This window comes from Flavobacterium ajazii, from assembly GCF_010614725.1.
Classification (GTDB): domain Bacteria; phylum Bacteroidota; class Bacteroidia; order Flavobacteriales; family Flavobacteriaceae; genus Flavobacterium; species Flavobacterium ajazii.
The window spans coordinates 140,783-156,382 of the sequence record NZ_JAAEHL010000003.1 but is presented as its reverse complement, the minus strand read 5'-3'; the positions used below and the strand labels follow the sequence as shown (position 1 = coordinate 156,382).

The 15,600-nt window shown below is 34.3% G+C and carries 13 protein-coding genes and 1 other RNA gene; 6 read left to right on the top strand and 8 right to left on the bottom strand.

The annotated features are described in order from the left end of the window. Positions 1 to 6 precede the first annotated feature (6 nt). Positions 7 to 960: a CPBP family intramembrane glutamic endopeptidase gene (locus tag GWR14_RS06080; RefSeq protein ID WP_163408146.1), complete on the bottom strand. Its 954-nt coding sequence runs from the start codon at positions 958 to 960 to the stop codon at positions 7 to 9. A 111-nt stretch (positions 961 to 1,071) separates the two neighbouring features. Between GWR14_RS06080 and GWR14_RS06075 the strand changes: the two genes are divergently transcribed. Then, on the top strand, positions 1,072 to 1,422 hold the full coding sequence (locus GWR14_RS06075) for an ArsC/Spx/MgsR family protein (RefSeq protein WP_163408145.1): 351 nt from the start codon (positions 1,072 to 1,074) through the stop codon (positions 1,420 to 1,422). 89 nt (positions 1,423 to 1,511) lie between these two features. After that, positions 1,512 to 4,034 carry an outer membrane beta-barrel family protein gene (locus GWR14_RS06070; protein ID WP_163408144.1) on the top strand — a complete coding sequence of 841 codons (2,523 nt, stop codon included), beginning with the start codon at positions 1,512 to 1,514 and terminating at the stop codon, positions 4,032 to 4,034. A gap of 140 nt (positions 4,035 to 4,174) precedes the next feature. On the opposite strand, the gene GWR14_RS23890 is transcribed toward GWR14_RS06070, so the two are convergent. Then, positions 4,175 to 4,354: a hypothetical protein gene (locus tag GWR14_RS23890; protein ID WP_078226371.1), complete on the bottom strand. Its 180-nt coding sequence runs from the start codon at positions 4,352 to 4,354 to the stop codon at positions 4,175 to 4,177. Between the two features lie 333 nt (positions 4,355 to 4,687). Between GWR14_RS23890 and fumC the strand changes: the two genes are divergently transcribed. Next, a complete protein-coding gene (gene fumC, locus GWR14_RS06065) occupies positions 4,688 to 6,073 on the top strand; it encodes a class II fumarate hydratase (protein ID WP_163408143.1) in 1,386 nt (461 codons plus the stop codon). Between the two features lie 285 nt (positions 6,074 to 6,358). Continuing rightward, positions 6,359 to 8,380, top strand: coding sequence for a M13 family metallopeptidase (locus tag GWR14_RS06060; RefSeq protein WP_163408142.1), 2,022 nt, complete (start codon positions 6,359 to 6,361; stop codon positions 8,378 to 8,380). 75 nt (positions 8,381 to 8,455) lie between these two features. On the opposite strand, the gene GWR14_RS06055 is transcribed toward GWR14_RS06060, so the two are convergent. Together GWR14_RS06055 and GWR14_RS06050 are read right to left on the bottom strand one after the other, a co-directional pair. Next, positions 8,456 to 9,343 carry an alpha/beta hydrolase gene (locus GWR14_RS06055; protein ID WP_163408141.1) on the bottom strand — a complete coding sequence of 296 codons (888 nt, stop codon included), beginning with the start codon at positions 9,341 to 9,343 and terminating at the stop codon, positions 8,456 to 8,458. A gap of 63 nt (positions 9,344 to 9,406) precedes the next feature. Continuing rightward, complete coding sequence (locus GWR14_RS06050; protein ID WP_163408140.1) at positions 9,407 to 10,609, bottom strand: NAD(P)-dependent oxidoreductase; 1,203 nt, start codon at positions 10,607 to 10,609, stop codon at positions 9,407 to 9,409. A 239-nt stretch (positions 10,610 to 10,848) separates the two neighbouring features. Between GWR14_RS06050 and GWR14_RS06045 the strand changes: the two genes are divergently transcribed. Further along, positions 10,849 to 12,051, top strand: coding sequence for a serine hydrolase domain-containing protein (locus GWR14_RS06045; RefSeq protein WP_163408491.1), 1,203 nt, complete (start codon positions 10,849 to 10,851; stop codon positions 12,049 to 12,051). 68 nt (positions 12,052 to 12,119) lie between these two features. Further along, positions 12,120 to 12,516: a transfer-messenger RNA gene (ssrA, locus tag GWR14_RS06040) on the top strand. On the opposite strand, the gene GWR14_RS06035 is transcribed toward ssrA, so the two are convergent. The 4 genes from GWR14_RS06035 to GWR14_RS06020 form a co-directional block, all read right to left on the bottom strand. After that, complete coding sequence (locus GWR14_RS06035; RefSeq protein WP_163408139.1) at positions 12,471 to 14,027, bottom strand: recombinase family protein; 1,557 nt, start codon at positions 14,025 to 14,027, stop codon at positions 12,471 to 12,473. The two genes, ssrA and GWR14_RS06035, sit on opposite strands and share 46 nt — an antisense overlap. Further along, a complete protein-coding gene (locus tag GWR14_RS06030; protein ID WP_157505961.1) occupies positions 14,011 to 14,166 on the bottom strand; it encodes a hypothetical protein in 156 nt (51 codons plus the stop codon). The genes GWR14_RS06035 and GWR14_RS06030 overlap by 17 nt, the downstream gene beginning before the upstream one ends. Positions 14,167 to 14,240: 74 nt before the next feature. Further along, a complete protein-coding gene (locus GWR14_RS06025; protein WP_163408138.1) occupies positions 14,241 to 14,525 on the bottom strand; it encodes a hypothetical protein in 285 nt (94 codons plus the stop codon). Between the two features lie 11 nt (positions 14,526 to 14,536). Beyond that, on the bottom strand, positions 14,537 to 15,592 hold the full coding sequence (locus GWR14_RS06020; protein ID WP_163408137.1) for a hypothetical protein: 1,056 nt from the start codon (positions 15,590 to 15,592) through the stop codon (positions 14,537 to 14,539). Positions 15,593 to 15,600 lie beyond the last annotated feature (8 nt).

Sequence of the window (15,600 nt, the reverse complement as noted above, 5' to 3'; positions counted from 1 at the left end):
GGTGTATTAATTTAAATTTAAAAATTCGGTCACTTCATCGTCTGTTTTTTTGATGTTTCCGGTTAATTTTTCTTTCCAGTTTGTCCAGTTGTATTTTTTGCTGAAAATAAAAAGCAAAATAGGGTAGATGATAACTACAGGTAATATAACATCAAACCCGGCAGAAGGTTCAGATTTATCAATAAAAAGAGAATAGGTTTGAAAAACTGTCCAGTCTGAAGTTACAAGTAAAGCGCCTATCAGATTATTGGCAGCATGAAAACCAAGTGCGAGTTCCATACCTTCATCCATTAAAGTAATAATTCCTAAAAAAAATCCGGTACCTATATAATAAATCATAATAATATTACCCATTTTTTCAACTTCAGGATTGTACCAATGCAGTGAACCAAATATAAGCGATGTCATGAATAACGGAAACCATTTGTTCTTTGCTAAATTAGCAAAGCCCTGCATTAAATAGCCTCTGAAAATATATTCTTCGGTACTGGTTTGTATCGGAATCATCAGGGTTCCAATAACAACTAATAGTAGAAAAGGAATTGGTTTGAAATTAAAAATAAAGTTTTCAGGCGATTGTAAATAAACAAACAAAAAGCTCAGTATAGAAAATCCTGCCCATAATAAAAAAGAAAACAAAATACGTTTGATGTCTGCTTTTTTTCGCGAAGTTGTTACAGATAAGAAACTTTGATGATGCATGTATCTGACAACGTAATAAACTCCTGCCAAGGCAAAAGCAAACGAAACCATAACTAAAAATAAAGTCAGGTTGGAATCAAACATTTTCATTAGCATTTTATCATTTTCCGGTTCAGGTTTTTTGTTGATCAGGGTTTCATATTGTACCGCCAGCCATAAAGGGAACTGACCAAAAACCGATGCCGATATTATGACTACTGAGCCTAAAAGATATTTCCAGAATTTATTTTCAGGTTTAATTCCTTGTTCTAAAAACATGTTATTTAAAATTTAAAATGGAGTTCTAATTAATAAGTAAATCTTATTTTTGGGGATTGCTAAAATACCTTTTTTTAGCCCAATTATTTTAGAACATCTTAAAAAAATAAAATGATACAAGTTTACCATAATCCACGATGTGGAAAATCAAGAAGTTGTCTGGCTTTTCTGGATGATGCAAAACAGGACTATGAAATTATTCCATATCTTACTGAAGCGCCAACTTTTGAGGAGCTGAAAAGTTTAATCGAAAAATTAAATCTGAAGCCAATTGAATTAGTTAGGGTTAAAGAAAAAATCTGGATTGAAGAATATAAAGGAAAAACCCTGACAGACTCGCAAGTTATTCAGGCTATGACGGATAACCCGATTTTGATAGAAAGACCAATTGTAATAAAAGATGGTAAAGCTATAATTGGCCGTGATCTGGATAAAGTCGCTTCTTTTTTAGAAGAAATATAAAATGCCTGATTAACATTTTTTTGTGATTTACTCTTTTAAACCAAAAGCTATATTTGCGGTCTAAAAAGAAAAGAAATACCAGAAAAATAATGAAAAAAATCAAATTTGCAATATTAACCCTATTGCTGCTTTCAGGATTATGTAACTATGCACAACATCCGCCCTCGGGACAAAACAAAGTAAAAGTTACGGGGAAAGTTTTAGAAAAAGTGACAAAACAGCCACTGGAATATGCTACAATCTCGATTACACCCGTTAATCAGACAAAAGTAGTTGCAGGTGGAATTACAAATCCGAAAGGGGAATTTGATTTAGCAGTTCCTCCCGGGACTTATGATATCAAAGTTGAATTTATTTCGTTTAAAGCTACTGAAATCAAAGCAAAAAGCATTTCTGCTGATACTGATTTAGGAGTCGTAAACTTGTCTGAAGATGCTGCACAATTGAATGAAGTTGTGGTTCGTGCCGAAAAATCATCTGTTGAAATAAAACTGGACAAAAAGGTTTATAATGTAGGGCAGGACATGATGGTAAAAGGAGGGACGGTTAGTGATGTTCTGGATAACGTTCCGTCAGTTTCGGTTGATACAGAAGGGAATGTAAGCTTAAGAGGAAGTGATAATATCCGAATTTTAATTGACGGAAGACCTTCAAATGCAATCAATATTGCAGAAGCTTTACGCCAGCTTCCGGCAGATGCTATTGATAAAGTTGAGGTAATTACTAATCCATCAGCACGATATGATGCAGAAGGAGGCTCGGGATTGATTAATATTATTCTTAAAAAAGGTAAAAATCAGGGATTCAACGGAACTTTTATTGCTTCAACAGGTATTCCTGAGACGTATGGTTTAAGTGCGAATCTGAATTATAAAACAGAGAAATTTAATTATTTCGCTACAGCAGGTTATAACTACAGAACAAACGAAGGTGCGGGAAAAACCAATTCAGAATACTTTAACGCAGACGGTTCTACAAAAGGTTATCTGGATGAAACCCGTGACACCAAAAGAACAAGAGATGGTTTTAATGGAAGAGCCGGAATAGAATGGTCAATCACTCCAACTACTTTCTGGACAAATGCCATCAATTACCAAAAAAACACCGGTGAAGACAGAGATCTGATCAATTATTATAATTACGATGCTAATCGCGTATCTACAGGAAATTCATATCGATTAAATAATGGAGATACCGGAAGTGAAAACGTAGAATATACATCCAACTTAATCAAAAACTTCAACGATAAAGGACACAAACTTACTGCCGATTTATCGATTTCACGTAATACTGATGATAGCAATAGTGTGATTACAGCATCGCCTAATTTTAATACCACTTTAAATAATCAGGTGCAAAAACAAATTCAGCTACAGGCGGATTATGTTCTTCCTTTAGGTGAGGGCAGTCAGTTTGAAGTAGGATACAAAGGAAGTTTTGGAGATTTAAATAACGTATATTCTGTTCGTGATCAAGATTCTGATACTCCGATTTCAGACCTGTCCAACACTTTAGAATACAAGGAAAACATAAATGCGCTTTATACTTCTTATGGTTTCAAAGTAAATAAATTTTCGTACTTATTCGGGTTACGCTGGGAGGATACCAATATTGAGGTTAATTTGTTACAGGACCCTAAGGACTTCAATACTAAAAATTACAATAACTTATTTCCAAGTGCTTTTGTAAGTTATGAAATTTCAGACCAGAGCAATTTTACTGCAAGTTATAGTAAGCGTTTAACCAGACCGAGAGGACGTTTTATGAATCCGGCGGTAAACTACGCCAGTAATGTCAATATTTTTCAGGGAAATCCGGATTTAAATCCTTCGCTGACTGATAAATATGATGTTGGTTACCTAAAACGTTGGGATAAAGTAACTTTTAGCACATCAGCTTATTTTGAAGATACAAAAAATGTTTTCAGTTTCGTACGAATGCCAACAGGTGATGTTGTAACTCCTGATGGTGATGTTGTAACTCCGTTGCCGGGAGAAACAGTTGACGGTATTCCGGTTATTAAAAGCAGTCCTATCAATTTAGGTAAAGAGCAAAAATTTGGTTTTGAATTTACATTCAATTATACCCCATTCAAATGGTGGAAGTTAAACAGTAATTTTAATTTTTATAACGTAAAAACAACCGGAGAAAATAGCTATACAGACAATAAAGGTAATCTTGTTGTGCAAAATTTAGATAATCAGGCCAATACATGGTTTGCCAGAATGAGTTCTAAAATTACCCTGCCATACAAAATTGACTGGCAGTTAAACGGTACTTACAACGGACAGCAAAAAACGGCACAAGGCAGAAATTTAGATCAGTTTGGTTTAAACACAGCTTTCAGTAAAGATGTTTTAAAAGATAAGGCTACAATTGCTTTCAATATTAGTGATATTTTCAACTCGAGAGTCATGAGGTCTTATACTAATCTTTATGATGATAATGTAGAGCCGTCTGTAAAAACTCAGACCTCTTACAATGAATTCCAGTTTCGTAAGCGTCAGTTCAATTTGTCATTTACATATCGTTTCAACAAGCCAAAAGGAGAAAGAGATAAAAACGCAGCACCGAGAAATGAAGGTGAAGGCGGTGGAGATTTCCCTGGATAAGACAGGTTAAATTTCAAAACTTTAAATTCCAAATTCCAAATGTAAAAGTTGGAATTTGGAATTTCGTTTTTATTGGCATTTGCTTTTTTTTAGCATAAAAAAAAGGACTCGTTTTAGCGGGTCCTTTTTTATGAAATCAATTAAAGTTTAACTGATTGTTCTTCTTGTCTTTTTTTGGCTCTTTTTTCTTTGAACATTTCCCAGCTAGCTCCCGTAACCCAATAAGATACGAAACCAACTAAGAAAAACATTAACCAAAACCCTATAGTTAGTATGGTTAAGAAAAGTAAAAAACCTAAGTACTGTGAAAATTCAAACATGTTTTCCGGAATTTTTGAATGTTATGGCAAATGTAGGTTATATATCTTTCGTTAGCAATAAAAACCAAATCAATTTTCGTAAAATAACATTTATATGTATATTTATACTCATTTTAAATAAGCTTTTTTTTGAATGCGAAACCTTTTAAATAAAGACTTCATAGAAAATCATAATAATTTTCAGGAGCCTATTCCTGCTGTCCGCTATATCTTTTGTGCCGAACCCCGGCATAAAAGGATGTCGCTTCCATCAGGGCTAAAACACTCGTTTTCAAAAAGAAACTTCAGTTTTTAAATCTCATAAATAACATTTCACATTTTACAAACTACAAAATGAAATACAGAATAGAAAAAGACACCATGGGCGAAGTTCAGGTCCCTGCCGATAAGTATTGGGGTGCACAAACAGAACGTTCCAGAAATAATTTTAAAATTGGCGATGCAGGTTCGATGCCAAAGGAAATCATAGAAGGATTTGCCTATCTAAAAAAAGCGGCTGCTTATACCAATTATGATTTAGGCGTTTTACCAATCGAAAAAAGAGATGCGATTGCAACAGTTTGCGATGAAATTTTAGATGGCAAACTAGACGATCAGTTTCCGCTTGTAATCTGGCAGACCGGTTCAGGGACGCAAAGTAATATGAACGTCAATGAAGTAATTGCGAATCGTGCTCAGGTTCTAAAAGGATTTGAAATTGGAGAAGGTGAGCAATTCATAAAAGCAAATGATGACGTAAACAAATCTCAGTCATCAAACGATACTTTTCCAACCGGAATGCATATTGCAGCTTATAAAGTGGTGGTAGAAACCACAATTCCTGGAGTTGAGAAACTGCATGCTACATTAGTCAAAAAAGCAGCCGAATTTAAAGACGTTATAAAAATTGGCCGTACTCACTTAATGGACGCAACGCCTTTAACTCTGGGACAAGAAATTTCAGGTTATGCTGCTCAGTTAGCTTATGGTTTAAAAGCGCTTAAAAATACATTAGCACATTTATCTGAAATTGCTTTAGGCGGAACAGCTGTAGGTACGGGACTTAACACTCCAAAAGGCTATGATGTAAAAGTAGCCGAATACATTGCTCAATTCACGGGACACCCTTTTGTAACTGCCGAAAACAAATTTGAAGCTTTGGCTGCACACGATGCCATTGTTGAAACCCACGGAGCGTTAAAACAATTGGCTGTAGCTTTAAATAAAATAGCAAATGATGTCAGGATGCTGGCTTCAGGTCCGCGTTCCGGAATCGGCGAAATTCATATCCCGGAAAATGAACCGGGTTCATCCATCATGCCTGGAAAAGTAAATCCAACCCAGTGCGAAGCTCTAACAATGGTTTGCGCTCAGGTCATTGGAAATGATGTAGCAATTGCTGTAGGAGGAATGCAGGGACATTATGAATTGAATGTTTTCAAGCCTGTTATGGCAGCAAACTTTTTACAGTCAGCAAGATTGTTAGGCGATGCCTGTGTATCATTTGATGAACATTGCGCTCAGGGAATTGAACCAAATTACAAACGTATCAAAGAACTGGTAGATAACTCATTGATGTTGGTAACAGCCTTAAATACAAAAATAGGGTATTACAAAGCTGCTGAAATAGCTCAGACTGCTCATAAAAACGGAACAACACTTAAAGAAGAAGCTGTTCGTTTAGGATACATAACCCCGGAAGATTTTGATGCCTGGGTAAAACCTGAAGATATGGTTTAGAAAAATTATAATCATATACATATAGATTTAAACTTTGTAAAAAAACGGTAGAAATAGTTCGATTTTCTATCGTTTTTTTATGCTGAATCATTAAAATCATCTATTGAGTTGTAATATACAATCTCTAAAAATAAATAAATAATTCTCTCGATATTTGGTATATATGTTATATTTTTATTGATTAAAGACTTGTGTTTTGAATTTTATAACAAAACAGCTGTTTTATTTCAATACAAATATTTAGGACCAAAATTATTATTGTCTATAATTAAAAACCATAATTAAATGAGAAACTATTCAATAGCTTGTGTAAGCATTTTACTAGCAGCAGCAGTATCCTGCCAAAAAAAAGAAGCTCCTATTTCTGGGATCATCAAAAAAAACATGGATACATTAGTGAAACCAGGCGATGATTTTAACAAATTTGTAAATGGTAATTGGGAGAAAAGAACTCAAATACCTGCAGATAAGGCTTCTTACGGAGCAGGTTATATTCTTTATGACCAATCACAAAAAGATGTAAAAGACATAATTGAAGATGCTGCAAAAGCAAACAATGTTAAAGGTAGTGATGAACAAAAAATAGGTGATTATTACGCTTCATTTATAGATAGAAAAACACGAGACAGTAAAGGTGTTACTCCTATTAAGCCTGAATTTGCAAAAATTGATGCTATTAATGACTATAAAGATTTAGCCGCCTATTTTGGACGAGCTAATCGCTTAGGAATAAATACTCCTTTAACGCTTGCGGTTTATAGTGATTTTAAAGACCCGACCAAATATACTACTATCACCTGGCAAGGGGGCTTAGGATTGCCAGACAGGGATTATTACCTTTCTGCTGATGCTAAAATGAAGGAAATAAGAGCCAAATATTTAGTACATATTGATGCTATGTTAAAATTAGCAGGTCTGGAAAATTCTGCTGCAAATGCAAAAACAATTCTGGCACTTGAAACTGCTTTGGCTTCAAAGCAAATGAAGAAAGAGGATACCCGGGACATGATTAAATTATATAATCCTTATGTTGTAAAAGATTTAAACACTTTAATGCCTGATTTTGATTGGTCAGCCATGTTAAAAGCATCTGGTTTTGACAAAGAGAGTAAATTAGTCGTTACTCAGGTAGAATATACAAAAAGTTTGAACAATATAATCAAATCTACTCCAATAAACACATGGAAAACTTTTCTAAAATGGGGTGTTATACATAATGCAGCTACAAGTTTAACTACAGAAATAGACAATCAAAATTTTGATTTTTTCGGTAAAACAATGTATGGAACAGAAAAACAAAAAGAAGACTGGGAACGTGCCGTAACCAGAGTAAATAGTGGTTTAGGTGAAATTGTTGGTAAAGTATATGTTAAAAAACGTTTTTCTCCGGAAGCCAAAGAGAAAATGACTGTTTTAGTGAAAAATCTATTGAAGGCCTATTCAGAAAGCATCAAAAAATTAGATTGGATGAGTGAAACCACAAAAAAAGAAGCTCTTAAAAAAGTGGACAAATTCATGATTAAAATTGGATATCCTGATACCTGGAAAGATTATTCAAAAGTAACTATTGATAAAAACGATTTATACGGAAATACAGAAAGAGCAACCGCTTTTGAATACCAACGCAATCTGGACAAACTTGGAAAACCAGTAGACAGAAATGAATGGCAAATGAATCCACAAGAGGTTAATGCTTACTACAATCCTACGTTAAATGAGATTGTATTTCCGGCAGCTATACTTCAACCTCCATTTTTTGACATGAATGCTGATGATGCAGTAAATTATGGTGGTATTGGTGCGGTAATAGGTCATGAAATTGGTCATGGTTTTGACGATCAGGGAAGTACTTTTGATGGAGATGGTGTTATGAAAAACTGGTGGTCAGCAGCTGATTTAAAAGCTTTTAAATTAAAAACAAATGCATTAGTAGAGCAATACAACGCTTTCAAAGCATTTCCGGATCTAAATATAAATGGTGAATATACTCTTGGTGAAAACATTGGTGACCTTGGCGGATTAAGTATTGCTATCAAAGCTTACAAAATTTCATTAAATGGAAAAGAAGCTCCTGTTTTAGATGGTTACACAGGGATTCAGCGTGTATTTCTGGGTTGGGGACAAGTATGGGCAGATAAAACCAGAGAAAAAGCATTACGCCAACAAATAGCAACTGATCCTCATTCACCTGCAAACTTCAGAGTAAATGGAGTGGTTCGCAATGTACCTGAATTCTATGAAGCATTCAATGTAAAACCAACCGACAAATTGTACCTTGCCCCGGAAAAAAGGGTGAAAATCTGGTAAAATAGGTAAATGCAAAATATAAAAATCCGTCTTAAGATCTACTTGAGACGGATTTTTTTTAATGTTTGATATGTTTTACTTATTGTAAATATCCAGTAACCAGTCGTAAAAACTGTCTTTCCATTTTGAAACCGAATGTCCTTTGTCATAAGCCAGTCCAAAACCATGATCACCTTTGGAATAGATATGTAATTCCGATTTTTTTACTTCGGCAGCAATGGCAGCCAGACCCGGAATAATTTCTTTTACAGGCATTTTCTTGTCGTCACGGGCAATCGCCATAAAAATAGGAGGTAAGGCCTGAATATTATCGATTCTTTTAAAATTACTCAGCGTATTACCATGGTAAATTAAAGCAGCAAAAGCCGGTTTCCAGTCTGCCGTTTCTTTTGTTTCAGTAGATTTGATAACAATGCGTTCGCTCAGCCAGCCTCCGGCCGAAAAACCTAAAATCCCAATTTTGTCTTTATCTATTTTCAGGTTTTCTGCCAGTTCTTTCATTTTTAAAATACCCGTTCTTGCATCCTGATAAACGGCTCCTTTATAATCATCCATTGGAATGATCATTTCTCCTTTTTCATCTTTTCTGTTGGTTCTGTATTTTACGACCATGCAGTTAATGCCCTGTTCAGAAAGCCACATCGCAAGATCTGTTCCTTCTTTATCAACCCAATTCGTAGTTAAACCACCGCCAGGAAATATAACTACTCCAATATGTTTATTGTTCGATTCTGAAGCTGGGAATAACTGATATGTCGGAATCGAAATATTACTGATTACCCTGTTTTTATGAGACAATGACAACGGATTAATTACGGAGTCTACTACCTTTTCAGGATTGGGATGCGTTACCGGATTTTTTTCAATACCGTTTGGATATAAAGGAGTTTCGGGATTGGTTTGGGCAAATAGATGTGCGTAGTTTAATAATAAAATAAAAAAAGTGAATACGGTTTTTTTCATGTTTTGGTTAGTTAATTGTAAGTATGCTCTTTTTAAAACGGGTTAAAAATAGTTACAATTAATTTAAATCCCATCAACATAATCCTGTAAATAACTGAATCTCTCTGTTAATTTACCATTTTCGGTGATTTTTGCCCTTTCCAGAATTCCGTCTTTGTCTTTATTAAAAAATGCCGGAATAACATGTTCCATAAATTGTTCTCCAAAACCTTCGCTGGCATCTTTTGGAATTTCGCAAGGCAAATTATCAACCGCCATAACTACAATTGCTGCCGGATGAAAAACATCCACTTCTTTATTTTCAGATGGGAGATACCCATATAAAGGCTCTGCAATGGTAGATGAACGGAGTGTGCTCGCAATTGGACCGTCTACATCGCACGAAATATCGGCAACAACTCTTATTTTACAGTCTTTTGCATTTAGCATTTCCTGAGTCAGAATCATAGGTGCATTGGCAGCGTGAAAATGTCCGGCAATATAAATGTCACTTACTTTAGTGAATTTTTCAAAATCAGAGATATAAGCTTCAGGATGTTGAGTAAAATCTACAAAGTCAAGAATCTGCCCATCAGTTCTTTTATTATATTCCAAAGCATCCAGCTGTACATAAACAGATTGGGTATAATTTTTAGTCAGGTAATTATCAATCGTGATTTCCTTTACTTTAATTGCTTTTAAAATTTCCTGGGCGCCACTCCCTACTTTTCCGGTTCCGGTAATCACAAATTTTAATGGAGGTAAAGTGATTCTTTTCAATTGCATGATTAGCGCATCTTTCCCCGAAAGAGTTTCTGCTTTTGGAAGTTTGAACAATTCGAATTTTATTCCGAACGCACGGATTCCATTGTAAACACCTACCATTCCAGCGTATTTTCCAAACCCGATTAATCTGCGGTTATGCTCATCAACAATGGTTTCATGATCATATAGAGTGATGTTTTTTTCTAAAATAGTCTGTAAAAGTTTTCGGTTATGAAGCTGTTTTTTTATGGTATGCGAAAAAAAGAAATAAGATTTATTCGGAATTAAATTTTCAATAGGAACTTCTTTTACTCCGAATAAGACATCACAATCTGAAATATCCTCAGTAACAGTAATCCCCATACTTTTATATTGTAAATCTGAAAAAACTCTAATATCTGAACTTTCTACGACTACAGAAGTTTCAGGATACAGCTGTTTTAGTTTTGCTAATGCATCAGGAGCAAATACAACACGTCTGTCAGGCGGATTTTTTCTTTCTTTTATAATTCCGAATTTCATTTATTAGATTTTAGATATTTAATAATGTAACTTTTTGTGTTTATTTTGTTTTAAATATAACAAATATAGTTAAATTTTTGTTGTGATTTTCTTATTTTTAATCATTATGAATCCTTAAAGTCTGATGGACAATAAGCTAACGAAAAAAGATATTAATTAGATGTTAATTTTAAGAATTTTCTTCTCTGAAAATCTTTAATCGTCAATTTTGAATTCTATATATTTGTTTTTAAAGAATGATGAAAATGAGTTTCCTTAAAAAAACAAATATACCACAAATACTTTTCTCAATTTTAGTTTTAAGTTCATGTGGAAAAGATAAAAACAGTAATCAGGATGAAGCTGTAAAAGAAAAAGATACATTAGGTAAAATGGTTCCGATGGGGCCTGAAAAGAAAATATCAGCAGCTTATATTAATTCGGTAAAAGGTAAAATAAGCCATTTTTATAATAAAAACTGGCCAAACAACAGCATGAACGGAAGCTTTCTGGTGGCAAAAAACGGTCAGATTATTTTTGAAAGATATAATGGTTTCGCTAATAAAAATAAAGACACTAAAATTACGGCCGATACTCCTGTTCAAATTGCTTCTGTGAGCAAAGTACTTACTGCAACTGCTGTTTTAAAATTAATCAATTTAGGTAAGATTGGCCTGGATCAAAAAGTAAATACCATTTTAAAGACCTTTCCTTACGAGGAATGTACAATTCGCATGCTTTTGGCTCATCGTAGCGGAATGCGGAATTATGCTTATTTCACAGACAGGGACAAATCGGTTTGGGACAGACACAACCAACTTACCAACAAAGATATTTTAGATATTCTGGCGACTAAAAATGTAGGTTTGGAGTCAAGAGTAGGTACCCGTTTTGCTTATTGCAATACCAATTATGCTATGCTTGCCCTTATTATTGAAAAAATAACAGGACTGACCTATAAAGAAGCAATGTCTCAAATGATTTTCAAACCTCTTGGAATGACACATACTTATGTGTTTGATGATGATAAAGAAAGAAAAAACATTGTGCCATCTTATAAAGGCAATGGGGTAGAAATAGGTTTCGATTATCTGGACAATGTGTATGGAGATAAAAATGTTTTCTCAACAGTGCGTGATCTTTTAAAGTTTGACAGAGCCAGAAATGCTCCTGACTTTTTAAAACCGGCTTTATTAAAAGAAGTTTACACAGGACAAAGCAATGAACGTAAAGGAACCAAAAATTATGGTCTCGGAATCAGAATGATCAATTGGGAAAGCGGACAGAATTTTTATTTTCATAATGGCTGGTGGCACGGAAACACATCGTCTTATATTACGCTTAAAGAAGAAGGTGTAACGATACTTGCACTGTCAAACAAGATGACAAGAAACACGTATGCAGTCCGCAAACTGGCTCCGGTTTTTGGAGATTATCCTTTTCAGTTTAAAGACGAAGAGTAATACAATTTTTTCTGAAAAATTTAATAGAAAGTAATTTCAAATAGTATAAATTTGCAAACTCATTTTTCGGGGTCGACTGGTTTTGACAGCAAGTCGAATTGAAAAGTAAGCACGTCGAGCATTAAGACCTTGCTCGTAAATATAAGATCTTACACTTTTAAACGGCGAAAATAATTACGCTTTAGCTGCATAATCTGAATTATAGTACGATTAGCCACGTCCCTACAAGGTAGGGAAGCTGGATTCTCCTTGAAAGCCTTGGTTTGTGGCGTTCTGTTTAGGGGAACCGTAAAAATAAACCTAGATTTCCATGAGCTTCGGGTGGATTTCGAAAATTAAGAAGATAAGTGTTGAGTGGTTGTTCCTGACCTAGCTTAACATCGAAAATTCAATCAGGAAATAAACGTGTAGAAAGCTCTTTAGTTGCTTGTTTGGACCCGGGTTCGATTCCCGGCGACTCCACTGGACGGGATGATTGATAAATCATCCCGTTTTTTTTCATAAATCAAGCACCCTTTTTCCTTCATTAATAGGGTGTTATGAGTGAAAATGCTTCTCATTGTAGGTGTTCGATAAATGCCTTCCTGATAGTACAAATTGCTATCGAACACCATATTTATAAAATCTCTTTTCTGCAAAGTATTAGATTTATTGTACACGTAATGCATGTCTGTAAGTAAATTCAAGTTTTTCTCTAAAATTAAAAATACCTTACTCTGATCTGTATTAAGCCTTTTAATGGTCTGTTTCAAATTTTGTATAGTACCATTGTAAGTTGCATACCATCGATCATAAGTTTCTTTTGTGATCTCATTGTTAATCCATTTTTCTTCAACTGAGAACATTTTTTCTTGTACACTCTCTAATTCAAGCTTTTTTTCTTGAACTTTTTGTTTATTGGCTTTCATTTCTAGTTGAATAGAAGTCATGCAACCATCTTTTATTTCACGAAGCCTCTTTTCTGGCAAACTCATTAATTCGCATATATTTTGAAATTGACTATGAGCCTTTGTTGCGCTTATATTATTGTGCTTAGAAGAATTACATTTGTAGTAATAAAAATATTTCCCAGATTTTCCACGAGATGGTGCTCCTGTTAGCGGAATACCACAATGACATTTTAATAATCCACGTAGTGGAATATTTTCATCAATTATAGTCCTTATTTTTTCTGGCTTTTTCATTTTACTTTGTACCATTTGCCATGTGCTCATATCAATTATGGCTTCATGAATTGCAGGGAAAAGACCACCAGGGTATTCTTTATAAGCTTGGACATTTAACATACCAGCGTAAACCGGATTAGTAAGAATTCTTTCAATAGCAGTATTGCCTTTCTTTTTAAACCCAAGTTCATTGGCATTTTTCTTAATGAGATATAATGGTACGTCCAATAAATAAGAATCATAAATAAATTTCACGATTTTAGCCTCAGACTCATTAATTATCAATCTACGTTCTTTTCTTTCACCCTCTTTTAAATATCCAAAAGGAGCGCTCGTTGCTATATATCTACCTTCCTTTGCTCTAGCAGTGTAAAGCCCCCCTCTTATTTTTATGCTTCTATTAATATTATCTTCCTCAGCCAATAATAATTGTAAACCAGCCCTAAAAAAACTACCAGGGGTATCATAGTCAAATGTAATACCTTCTGTTACACTAACGACTTGAATACTATATCTTTTCTGAAGCATTTTTACCATATTCATTGCTTCTCCTGCGTCGCGACTAAACCTGTCTAGTTGATCTACTAAGAGATAATCAACATTTTTATAATACTTCACAATGAAAGCTTGTAGTTTTATAAAATCAGGACGATCAAAAGTTTTAGCACTTTTCCCTCTATCAATAAAAGAATCCACCAGTTCTACTTTATTAAAATGTAACCACTGATCGGTATACATTTCCTGACGTTCTATTGAACCGTTGCTTTGTCCTAATTGACTAAATCGTAAATATCTAATTGCCTTTTTCATAATATTCTTTTAAAGTAGATGAAACAATTATTTCAATTATTAAATTTACTAACTTTTGCTCTCGTTCCTGCTCAATCATTTCAAAAGTTTCAAAAATTATTTGATCTACTTCCAATAATTTCTCATTTTCATTTTCCATCACACACCTCCTTTAATTACTTTTGATAGGTAAAGCCCTTAAGAGGGCTTTACTAATTAAATTGATTCAATTATTCATATGGGGAAATAAATCGTACTTCTCTGGTTTCTGTTACGTTTTGGCAGATAACTTATGTAACCATACTCATTTAGCTCACGCATACATTTATGATAGGTAACAGGCCCAGTTATCTTCGCTAACTTCATAATTTCATATCGATAGACCTCAATAGGATTAACAAAACCTTTTTCTACCCGAAATTGAAGCAATGCAGCATATATACCGATATGAGTGATACTAATACGGTAATCTTTCTCTATTGCCTTAAAGAAATCAGATAAAGGTTGTAGTGCTTTCATATTTCAGTTTCTCAGCTTATATGCATGCCATTCAGTTTGGAATGATTAACCTGATGGCTCTCGTTCGTTTTTTGTATTTGTTTTACAGTTTCCATTGTTTTATTACCCAATGCCGTTGATAGCGTAATTTTTCTGGAATGCTCATCATAAATATTTACCGATTTAAACTGAGGATTTGCTTCAATATAAAACCGGTGTTCATTTCCATTTTTAATCAAGGTTACTGGCAACCGATTTCCTTGTTTTAGACTATCCTTTAATTTATCAGCTCCATTTTTATTTGATAATTCCTTTAAGGGAAGCTGCTGTACTGCCTTTTCAAGATCATAGCCGTATCCCGAATGAAATTCTTTGATACGATGATTTCCATTTGCTTCTTTATCATTAAGATCTAACTGTATCCAGGATTTTTCCTTTTGAACTGCCCGGCCCGCTAACAAATTATAAGCCTGTTTTGTGTCAAAAGAATTTCCTTCCTGTAATTTGAAATAATGGCTTCTGTTTTCTTCAGGTTTTAGTTCATTTTGCAAAGTGGTTTTATAACCATTAAATTGATATTTTCCACTTTGGTCTTTAGAAAAAGATAACTCATGATCCAGTCTTTCTTTTTCGTTGATGTAATAGGAAACCGGAATAGTAAACTGCTCGTGACCTAACTTGATTTGCTGTTCAATTTTGTCTGATAAATCTCTAAAACCAATACGCTGCACCTGTTCCTGCAGCGATTGGTTGTTTTTTTTTTCTTCTTTTACATCCTTGCGTACCGCAATTTGGTCTATAAGTGGCGCAACGAGAAGTTTACGAACAAGACGAACTAATAAATTAGGATAAAGCTGTTTTAAAATCTTACTTTTTTCCTGTTTGAGCATCTGCAAAGCAAAACGTTCATCTAAATTTGTAGTGTCCTTATACTTTGTTCCAATACGTTCGTAGTGGTGCAGCTTTTCTTTAAGGAATGATCTATTGTTGGAAAGGCTGAAATTAAACAGTTTGCTAAAACGCTCTTCCCTGGAGTGCCACTGTTTTAATTCCATTTCTACTCTGTTAACGGGAAGTTGTTCGCTCATAATTACTA

Coding starts and splice junctions, on each gene's coding strand:
- GWR14_RS06075 (WP_163408145.1), top strand. CDS start 1,072: ATGATACAAGTTTACCATAATCCACGATGTGGAAAATCAAGAAGTTGT.
- GWR14_RS06055 (WP_163408141.1), bottom strand. CDS start 9,343: ATGAAAAAAACCGTATTCACTTTTTTTATTTTATTATTAAACTACGCA.
- GWR14_RS06045 (WP_163408491.1), top strand. CDS start 10,849: ATGAAAATGAGTTTCCTTAAAAAAACAAATATACCACAAATACTTTTC.
- GWR14_RS06050 (WP_163408140.1), bottom strand. CDS start 10,609: ATGAAATTCGGAATTATAAAAGAAAGAAAAAATCCGCCTGACAGACGT.
- GWR14_RS06060 (WP_163408142.1), top strand. CDS start 6,359: ATGAGAAACTATTCAATAGCTTGTGTAAGCATTTTACTAGCAGCAGCA.
- GWR14_RS06025 (WP_163408138.1), bottom strand. CDS start 14,525: ATGAAAGCACTACAACCTTTATCTGATTTCTTTAAGGCAATAGAGAAA.
- GWR14_RS06020 (WP_163408137.1), bottom strand. CDS start 15,592: ATGAGCGAACAACTTCCCGTTAACAGAGTAGAAATGGAATTAAAACAG.
- GWR14_RS06080 (WP_163408146.1), bottom strand. CDS start 960: ATGTTTTTAGAACAAGGAATTAAACCTGAAAATAAATTCTGGAAATAT.
- GWR14_RS06035 (WP_163408139.1), bottom strand. CDS start 14,027: ATGAAAAAGGCAATTAGATATTTACGATTTAGTCAATTAGGACAAAGC.
- fumC (WP_163408143.1), top strand. CDS start 4,688: ATGAAATACAGAATAGAAAAAGACACCATGGGCGAAGTTCAGGTCCCT.
- GWR14_RS23890 (WP_078226371.1), bottom strand. CDS start 4,354: ATGTTTGAATTTTCACAGTACTTAGGTTTTTTACTTTTCTTAACCATA.
- GWR14_RS06070 (WP_163408144.1), top strand. CDS start 1,512: ATGAAAAAAATCAAATTTGCAATATTAACCCTATTGCTGCTTTCAGGA.
- GWR14_RS06030 (WP_157505961.1), bottom strand. CDS start 14,166: ATGGAAAATGAAAATGAGAAATTATTGGAAGTAGATCAAATAATTTTT.